At 61.0% G+C, this 9,020-nt stretch carries 5 protein-coding genes; 3 read left to right on the top strand and 2 right to left on the bottom strand.

Features of this window, described 5'->3' with window-relative positions:
• Positions 1-75 precede the first annotated feature (75 nt).
• Positions 76-294, bottom strand: a complete 219-nt coding sequence (locus tag RGM2987_RS01390; protein WP_245138328.1) for a DUF2970 domain-containing protein — start codon at positions 292-294, stop codon at positions 76-78.
• A gap of 122 nt (positions 295-416) precedes the next feature.
• Between RGM2987_RS01390 and RGM2987_RS01385 the strand changes: the two genes are divergently transcribed.
• A complete protein-coding gene (locus RGM2987_RS01385) occupies positions 417-1,895 on the top strand; it encodes a reprolysin-like metallopeptidase (RefSeq protein ID WP_245138327.1) in 1,479 nt (492 codons plus the stop codon).
• A 97-nt stretch (positions 1,896-1,992) separates the two neighbouring features.
• Here RGM2987_RS01385 and metH read toward each other — a convergent pair whose 3' ends face one another.
• The gene (gene metH, locus RGM2987_RS01380; protein WP_245138326.1) at positions 1,993-5,703 is read right to left on the bottom strand and encodes a methionine synthase; all 3,711 of its coding nucleotides are present in this window, start codon (positions 5,701-5,703) and stop codon (positions 1,993-1,995) included.
• A gap of 154 nt (positions 5,704-5,857) precedes the next feature.
• Between metH and RGM2987_RS01375 the strand changes: the two genes are divergently transcribed.
• Positions 5,858-8,149 (top strand): fatty acid cis/trans isomerase, encoded by a 2,292-nt coding sequence (locus tag RGM2987_RS01375; protein ID WP_245138325.1) that lies wholly within the window; start codon positions 5,858-5,860, stop codon positions 8,147-8,149.
• 115 nt (positions 8,150-8,264) lie between these two features.
• Positions 8,265-8,849 carry a Fe-S biogenesis protein NfuA gene (gene nfuA, locus RGM2987_RS01370; RefSeq protein ID WP_003182850.1) on the top strand — a complete coding sequence of 195 codons (585 nt, stop codon included), beginning with the start codon at positions 8,265-8,267 and terminating at the stop codon, positions 8,847-8,849.
• Positions 8,850-9,020 lie beyond the last annotated feature (171 nt).

Below are 9,020 nucleotides of genomic sequence, written 5' to 3'. Positions count from 1 at the left end.
AATTGATATTGACTGAACCACCGCATTCGCGAGCAAGCCCGCTCCCACAGGGTTGTGTGTTGCGGATAGATGGCGCTACAACCCCGCCAAATGCACCACCAGCTTGACGATGCCAAACAGCGTCAGGGCGAAGATCACCGTGAAGGCGATCCCCAGCATCACGAAGTGGCTCGGTTTGCCGTGGGTGAAGTCACGGGCGCGGTTCTTCCCGCTTTGCACGCCAAACGCGGCGGCCAGCACGCTGTGCATCATCTGCCACAGGGTGGGCGGCTTGTTGTCGACTGGATCGTCCATATATCCCTCGTCTGCCATGGGTCTTGGGGACAAGCATAGTCCCTACTGTCAGTTCTATCAGTATCGGTTCTGGTGCGACGGGGTCATTGTGACGACTCCAGTCCTTTGCCGGGATCCGCGCCATGAGCATTCAAGACTCGTTCACAGCAACAGGTTCACACCGTTTGCTTGCGGTTACGTTGATTTGTTTTCTGTGCTTGTTGGCTACCGGTTGTCGTAGCGTGGCAAACGGTAGCCAAGAGGATGCGCCACAGCCGACGTCTGACAGTCTGTACGCCAATGCAATTGGCGGTGCACGCTTTGAGCGTTCGGCAATCAAGGTGGAGCAGGGCTATACGGTAGAAAGCGGGAATATATACACCAGCGATGGGGAGACAGGTGCGCTGGTGGTGGTGAGGTCGCCTGAAGGTGCGGTCATCGCGGGGATCGATGAGCCTGGCAAGCGCGGTTTGCTAAGTGTAGATAGGCAAGGTGTCAGCACCTTTACGGCGGTTCTGCGGAGCGACTCCAAGGAATCAGACACCGTTGACACTCGAGAACCGATGGGGCGTACCGAGACGATATCTGCAGAGCATCGTTATGTAGATCTGCTAATGGCCTATTCCAGCTATGCGTTGAGCAAAATGTCTGTGGATCCTGTAGCGTTTGCGCTTATGCAGGTGGAGGGGGTAAACCTCATGCTACGAAACTCGCTTGTTACAGGCGTTTCCCTGCGGTTGGCGGCAGTTAATATATTTGATGTGCCCTTTGATACTTCACGAGCTGGATTGAGTGGCTGGCAGAGCCATCTGGCCCCTTATAGAAACTTGTACAAAACCGATCTGAATGCCGGCTATGGTGGATGGGATGGCGGCACTGCCGGGCGAGCATATCGGCCCGGCTATACGAGTGCACTGGCTTGGGCGTCATCTGGGTTTGACGACTTTGCCCATGAGGTCGCCCACAATGTCGGCGGTAGACATTGTTTTGACCAGAACGAGCGCGACTACAATTTCGGCCATGATAATGGCAGGACCAAAACCAGTTTGTGTTATGGGAGCCGCGCCCCTTATTTTTCAACCCCGGCGGTTAGCGACACGCACGGCCTGCCATTGGGGAATGCGCAGACAGCCGATATGGCCCGCGTATGGCGAGAAAATACGGCACGACTGTCCGGATATAACGCCGAGCTGCCCGGCGAACGAATGATTCTTGTCAGCGCTCCCCGAGATACGACAGAAAGCTCGGCTCGCCTGCGCATACCCCTCCAAGGGTTCGTGGGTGGAGTCGTCGCGCTATCTCCAACGGTTGGGCCGACGAGCTTGGCTCCCTCCACAGGCGCGCAGTCGACGCCCCTTAGGGTATCCCTCAAAGATTCCAACAGCCGTGATGTAGACGTGGTCCTGCGCGGTATTCGTCACCTTGGCGGCTGCAAGGGCATGATGAACGCTTCCGACGGATGCGGGCTGGGCACTGTGATGGAGCTTGAACTCAAGTACTACCCATCAGACAACACGCAGTTGCCAGCGGGCTATTACAACGGCTTGGTGATATTAGAAGCTCGCAAGCCCGACACGGATTGGAAATTGCCGATCAATATATCCATCGCCATAAAAAAATGAACAGAAGGAAGATCGTAGGCATTCCCAGCGGCTACAGGGCAGGCGCCCTGTAGCCGCTGGATAAGCCTGCGTTTTGAAGTTTGCAGGCCCCTATTAGTTAGTTGTCGTAACCCAGGTTCGGCGCCAACCAGCGTTCGGTCACGCTCAGGTCCTGGCCCTTGCGGCCGGTGTAGCTCTGGACCTGGTCCTTGTCGATCTTGCCCACGGCAAAGTATTGCGCCTGGGGATGGGCGAAGTACCAGCCGCTGACAGCCGCCGCCGGGAACATCGCGTAGTGCTCGGTGAGGAACACGCCGCTGCGTCCGGCCTTGAGTTCGCTGGCCTCGGGGTCGAGCAGGCGGAACAGGGTGGCTTTCTCGGTGTGGTCCGGGCAGGCCGGGTAGCCGGGAGCGGGGCGGATGCCGGTGTATTGCTCCTTGATCAGCGCCTCGTTGTCCAGGTGTTCGTCCTTTGCGTAGCCCCAATGCTCCTTGCGCACTTGCTGGTGCAGCCATTCGGCGCAGGCTTCGGCGAGGCGGTCAGCGAGGGCCTTGACCATGATCGAGTTGTAGTCGTCGCCGGCTTCCTGATAGGCCTTCGCCACTTCTTCGGCGCCGATGCCGGCGGTGGTGATGAAGCCGCCCACGTAGTCGGTTACGCCGCTGTCCTTGGGCGCGACGAAGTCGGCCAGGGAGAAGTTCGGCTTGCCATCGGTCTTGATGATCTGCTGGCGCAGGTGATGCAGGCGCGCCAGTGGCTTGCCATCCTCGCCATAGACTTCCAGGTCGTCCTCATGCACCTGGTTGGCCGGCCAGAAGCCGAACACGGCGCGGGCGCTGATGAGTTTTTCGTCGATCAGCTTGCGCAGCATCGCCCGGGCATCTTCGTACAGCGCGGTGGCGGCTTCCCCGACCACTTCGTCGGTGAGGATCCGTGGGAACTTGCCGGCCAGGTCCCAGGAAATGAAGAACGGCGTCCAGTCGATGTATTCGGCCAGCACGTTCAGGTCGATGTCATCCAGCACCTTGGCGCCAGTGAAGGTCGGCTTGACTGGCTGGTAGCCGCTCCAGTCGAACTGCGGCTTCTTCGCCACGGCGGCCGGATAGCTCAGGCGTTCGGTGCGGGCGCTGCGATTGGCGGTGCGCTCGCGTACGTCGGCGTATTCGAGGCGGGTCTTCTCGACGAATGCCGGCTTGAGCTCCTTGGACAGCAACTGGGTGGCGACCCCAACGGCGCGGGAGGCGTCGGTGACGTAGATCACTGCATCGTTGCTGTACTTGGGCTCGATCTTCACCGCCGTGTGGGCCTTGGACGTCGTCGCACCACCGATCATCAGCGGCAGGTGAAAGTCCTGGCGCTGCATCTCACGCGCCACGTGGACCATTTCATCCAGGGACGGAGTGATCAGCCCGGACAGGCCAATGATGTCGCACTTCTGCTCCTTGGCCACTTGCAGGATCTTCTCAGCCGGCACCATCACGCCGAGGTCGACGATGTCGTAACCGTTGCAACCCAGCACCACGCCGACGATGTTCTTGCCGATGTCATGCACGTCGCCCTTGACCGTCGCCATCAGGATCTTGCCCTTGGCCTCCGGTTTGTCGCCTTTCTCCGCTTCGATGAACGGAATCAGGTGGGCCACGGCCTGTTTCATCACCCGGGCGGACTTGACCACCTGGGGCAGGAACATTTTGCCGGCGCCGAACAGGTCGCCGACGATGTTCATGCCGGCCATCAGCGGGCCTTCGATCACCTCGATCGGCCGGGCAAAGGACAGGCGCGACTCTTCGGTGTCCTCGACGATGTGGGTGGTGATGCCTTTGACCAGCGCATGTTCCAGGCGCTTGTTCACCTCCCAGCCGCGCCACTCTTCGGTTTCCGCTTCCTTGACGCTGCCGTCGCCCTTGTACTTGTCGGCGATGGCGAGCAGGGCGTCGGTGCCTTCCGGGGTGCGGTTGAGGATCACGTCTTCCACGGCGTCGCGCAGTTCTACCGGGATCTGGTCGTAGATCTCCAGTTGACCGGCGTTGACGATGCCCATGGTCAGGCCCGCACGGATCGCATACAGCAGGAACACCGAGTGAATCGCCTCGCGCACCGGGTTGTTGCCACGGAACGAGAAAGACACGTTGGACACGCCACCCGAGGTCAGCGCGTAGGGCAGTTCGTCGCGGATATAGGCGCAGGCGTTGATGAAGTCCACGGCATAGTTGTTGTGCTCTTCGATGCCGGTGGCGACGGCGAAGATGTTCGGGTCGAAAATGATGTCTTCCGGCGGGAAGCCGACTTCATTGACCAGGATGTCGTAGGAGCGCTTGCAGATTTCCTTCTTGCGCGCCTCGGTGTCGGCCTGGCCGGCTTCGTCAAAGGCCATCACCACCACGGCGGCGCCGTAGCGCTTGCACAGTTTGGCGTGGTGGATGAATTGCTCGACGCCTTCCTTCATGCTGATGGAGTTGACGATGCCCTTGCCCTGAATGCACTTGAGGCCGGCTTCGATCACTTCCCATTTCGAGGAGTCGATCATGATCGGCACGCGGGAAATGTCCGGTTCGCCGGCGATCAGATTGAGGAAGGTCACCATGGCCTTCTTCGAATCGAGCATGCCCTCGTCCATGTTGATGTCGATCACCTGGGCGCCGGCCTCGACCTGTTGCAGCGCCACTTCCAGGGCTTCGGTGTAGTTATCCTCGCGGATCAACCGGGCGAACTTGGCGGAACCGGTGATGTTGGTCCGCTCGCCGACGTTGACGAACAGCGAGTTGCGATCGATGGTGAACGGTTCCAGGCCCGACAGGCGGCAGGCCCTCGGGATTTCCGGAACCTGCCGCGGCGCATAACCGGCCACGGCCTTGGCGATGGCTTCGATGTGCGCCGGGGTGGTGCCGCAGCAGCCGCCGACGATGTTCAGGAAGCCGCTCTGGGCGAATTCCTCGATGACCTTGGCTGTCTCGGCCGGCAGTTCGTCGTACTCGCCGAACTCGTTGGGCAGGCCGGCGTTCGGGTGCGCCGAGACGTGGGTGCTGGCCTTGTTCGACAGCTCTTCGAGGTACGGGCGCAGTTCGCTGGCACCCAGGGCGCAGTTCAGGCCCACGGAGATCGGCTTGGCATGGGCCACGGAGTTCCAGAACGCTTCGGTGGTCTGCCCGGAGAGGGTGCGGCCGGAGGCGTCGGTGATGGTGCCGGAAATCATGATCGGCAGCTCGACGCCGAGTTCTTCGTACACACCTTGCACGGCAAAGATCGCCGCCTTGGCGTTCAGTGTGTCGAAAATGGTCTCTATCAGGATCAGGTCGGCGCCGCCTTCGATCAGGCCCTTGGTGGCCTCGGTGTAATTTTCCACCAGTTCGTCGAAGGTCACGTTGCGGTAGCCGGGGTTGTTCACGTCCGGCGACAGCGAGCAGGTGCGGCTGGTCGGGCCGAGCACGCCGGCGACGAAGCGCGGCTTGTCCGGGGTTTCAAGGGTCTTGGCGTCGGCCACCTTGCGTGCCAGGCGCGCGCCTTCCAGGTTCAGCTCGTAGGCCAGTGCCTGCATGCCGTAGTCGGCCTGGGACACCTGGGTGGCGTTGAAGGTGTTGGTTTCGAGGATGTCGGCGCCGGCGTCCAGGTAGGCTTTTTCGATGGCGCCGATCACGTCCGGGCGGGACAGTACCAGCAAGTCGTTGTTGCCCTTGACGTCGCTCGGCCAGTCGGCGAAGCGCTTGCCGCGGTAGTCCTGTTCTTCCAGCTTGTAGCTCTGGATCATCGTGCCCATGCCGCCGTCGAGGATCAGGATGCGTTCCTTGAGGGCTTGCTGGAGAAGATAAAGGCGAGCGCTGCGATCAGACATAGGACTACCTGGGAAAATGACAATGACGAAAGCCGGAATGATAGCAAACCTGTGTGGTATTTGATCATGGGCGGCTTTTGCATGAATCTCGCTCATGTTTGCAAGTGGATGCTGGCCCGGTAGAATCGCCGTACTCTTTTCCAGGATCCAAGACATGCCGTACCGCGTCTTCGTCGGCAGTCTGTTGCTGCTGTGGTCTTTTATTGCAGTGGCCCAGGATCCGTCCCCAGCGCTGTCCTACACACGCGACATCCAGCCGATCTTCACGCAAAAGTGCGTGGCCTGTCATGCCTGCTACGACTCTGCCTGCCAACTGAACCTGGGCAGCGGCGAAGGCGCGTCCCGGGGGGCGAGCAAGCTGTCGGTGTACGATGGCGAGCGGCGCGTGGCGGCTGTCCCGACCCGGTTGTTCTATGACGCCACCGGCCAGCGCGCGTGGCAGCGCAAGGGCTTCTACTCGGTGCTCGATGCTCAGGGCAGCCAGGCTTCATTGATGGCGCGGATGCTGGAACTGGGCCACAGCACGCCGCTGGTACCCAACGCCAAGCTGCCCGAAGACGTCGTGCTCGGGCTGGGCCGTAACAACAGCTGCGCGATGCCGGGCCAGTTCGGCGAGTACGCCGCCGTGCATCCACGCGAAGGCATGCCCCTGGCCGTCACCGGCCTGACCGACCGGCAATACCAGACCTTGCAGCGCTGGCTGGCCGCCGGTGCGCCCATCGATCAACAGGCCCTGGCGCCGAGTGCCGACGAAGCCTTCCAGATGGTGCAGTGGGAAAACCTGTTCAACGCCCCGGGCGCTCGGGAAAGCCTGGTGGCGCGCTGGCTATTCGAGCATCTGTACCTGGCGCACATCTATTTCAAGGACGGCGAGCCGGGACACTTCTTCCAGTGGGTGCGTTCGCGCACGCCCACCGGCCAGCCGATCGACCTGATCAATACCCGCCGTCCGAACGACGATCCCGGCACCCGCATCTATTACCGGCTCTGGCCGGTGCAGGGGGTGATCGTGCACAAGACCCACATCACCTACGGCTTGAGCCCGGCGAAAATGGCGCGGATCAAGAGCCTGTTCTACAGCGGCAAATGGCAGGTCACGGCGTTACCGGGCTACGGGCCGGAGCGCCGGGCCAATCCGTTTTCGACCTTTGAAGCGATCCCGGCGCAGGCCCGTTACCAGTTCATGCTCGATAACGCCGAGTATTTCGTGCGCACGTTCATTCGTGGGCCGGTGTGCCGGGGCCAGATTGCGACCGATGTGATCCGCGACAATTTCTGGGCGTTGTTCCAGGCCCCCGAGCATGACCTGTACATCACCGACCCGAACTATCGTGGCCAGGCCACGCCGTTGCTGGCGATGCCTGGGCAAAACGACGATGTTGGCAGCGTTCTCAGCCTGTGGCGCGATTATCGCGACAAGCGCAACGCGTACGAAGCCCTGCGCCGCGACAATTACGCCGAGCTACCGGCCCCGAGCTGGTCGACGCTGTGGGCCGGCAACGACAACGCGCTGCTGAGCATCTTCCGGCATTTCGACAGTGCTTCGGTGACCAAGGGCCTGATCGGTGACGTGCCGCAAACGATGTGGCTGTTCGACTTCCCGCTGCTGGAGCGCACCTATTATCAGCTGGCGGTGAATTTCGATGTGTTTGGCAACGTGTCCCACCAGGCCCAGACTCGGCTGTACTTCGACTTGATCCGCAACGGTGCGGAGCAGAACTTCCTGCGGCTGATGCCGGCCGATTCCCGGGAGGACTTTCTCGACGACTGGTACCAGGCCGGTGGCAAATTCAAGATGTGGCTCGATTACGAGGCCATCGATGATGACAAACCGACCGCGCTCAAGCTCGACGAGCATGACCCGATGCGCGACTTCACCCGGCAATTGCTGGCCCGGTACGGCGAGCTGAATGCGCGCCCAGACCCGATCAACCGCTGTGAAGGCGCCTATTGTTCGCGGCCGAACATCGACCCGACCCTGCAGAACGCCGAACAGGCCCTCAGTCGCCTGGTGTCGCGCCCGGCGGCAGGGCTCAGCGTGATCAATCAGCTGCCGGAGGCGACGATGCTACGCATCGAAACCGCCAGCGGTCAGCGCGAGGTCTACAGCCTGATGCGCAACCGTGCCCACAGCAACGTGGCGTTCCTGCTGGGTGAGCAAATGCGTTACCAGCCTGGGCTGGACACGTTGACGGTGTACCCAGGCGTGCTCAGCAGCTATCCGAATTTCATCTTTAACATTCCGGCCGGGCAGGTGCCGGCGTTCGTCGACGCCATGGAAAGCGCCCAGGATGAGCAGGCGTTCGAACGGATTGTCGAGCGTTGGGGAGTTCGTCGCAGTCATCCGCAGTTCTGGTTCTACTTTCATGACCTGAGCCAGTACATGCACGAGACGGAGCCCTTGGAAGCCGGTGTGCTGGACATGAATCGCTACCAGAATCTCTGATTTGAATGTCCGGCTTCGAAGGTCGAGGAGCCGGTTGCTTTCCTGACAAAAATACTAGGACTTTGTCCGGCGCGATGATTGGCGTAAACTGCCGGCAAGCCTGCGAGGAGTTTCCATGACCGCCATTACGATTACCGATGCCGCCCACGATTACCTGGCCGACCTGCTGTCCAAGCAGAACACCCCGGGGATCGGGATCCGTATCTTCATCACCCAGCCCGGCACCCAGTACGCTGAGACGTGCATTGCCTATTGCAAGCCCGGGGAAGAAAAACCCGAAGACACCGCGCTGGGGCTCAAGAGCTTCACCGCGTACATCGACTCGTTCAGCGAAGCATTCCTCGATGACGCGGTGGTTGACTACGCCACCGACCGCATGGGCGGTCAGTTGACCATTAAAGCGCCGAACGCCAAGGTGCCGATGGTCAATGCCGACAGCCCGGTCAACGAGCGCATCAATTATTACCTGCAAACCGAAATCAACCCGGGGCTCGCCAGCCACGGCGGCCAGGTTTCGCTGATCGACGTGGTGGAAGACGGCATCGCCGTGCTCCAGTTCGGCGGCGGCTGCCAAGGCTGCGGCCAGGCCGACGTGACCTTGAAGGAAGGCATCGAGCGCACCTTGCTCGAACGCATTCCAGAGCTCAAGGGTGTTCGCGACGTGACCGACCACACGCAGAAAGAAAACGCTTACTACTGATAGATATTCGCCGCAATCCTTGTGGGTGCAAGCTCGCTCCCACAAGCAATACCGTTCACTTAAGGCTTCACCGACCCGTGGCGAGGGAGCTTGCTCCCGCTGGAGCGCGCAGCGGTCCCAAGCTTTGGGGCTGCTACGCACGAACGCGGACCGGCCCAGCGGGAGCAAGCT

It is taken from the genome of Pseudomonas sp. RGM2987 (genome assembly GCF_022952855.1).
Lineage (GTDB): Bacteria > Pseudomonadota > Gammaproteobacteria > Pseudomonadales > Pseudomonadaceae > Aquipseudomonas.
This window is presented reverse-complemented; position numbering and strand designations above follow the sequence as displayed.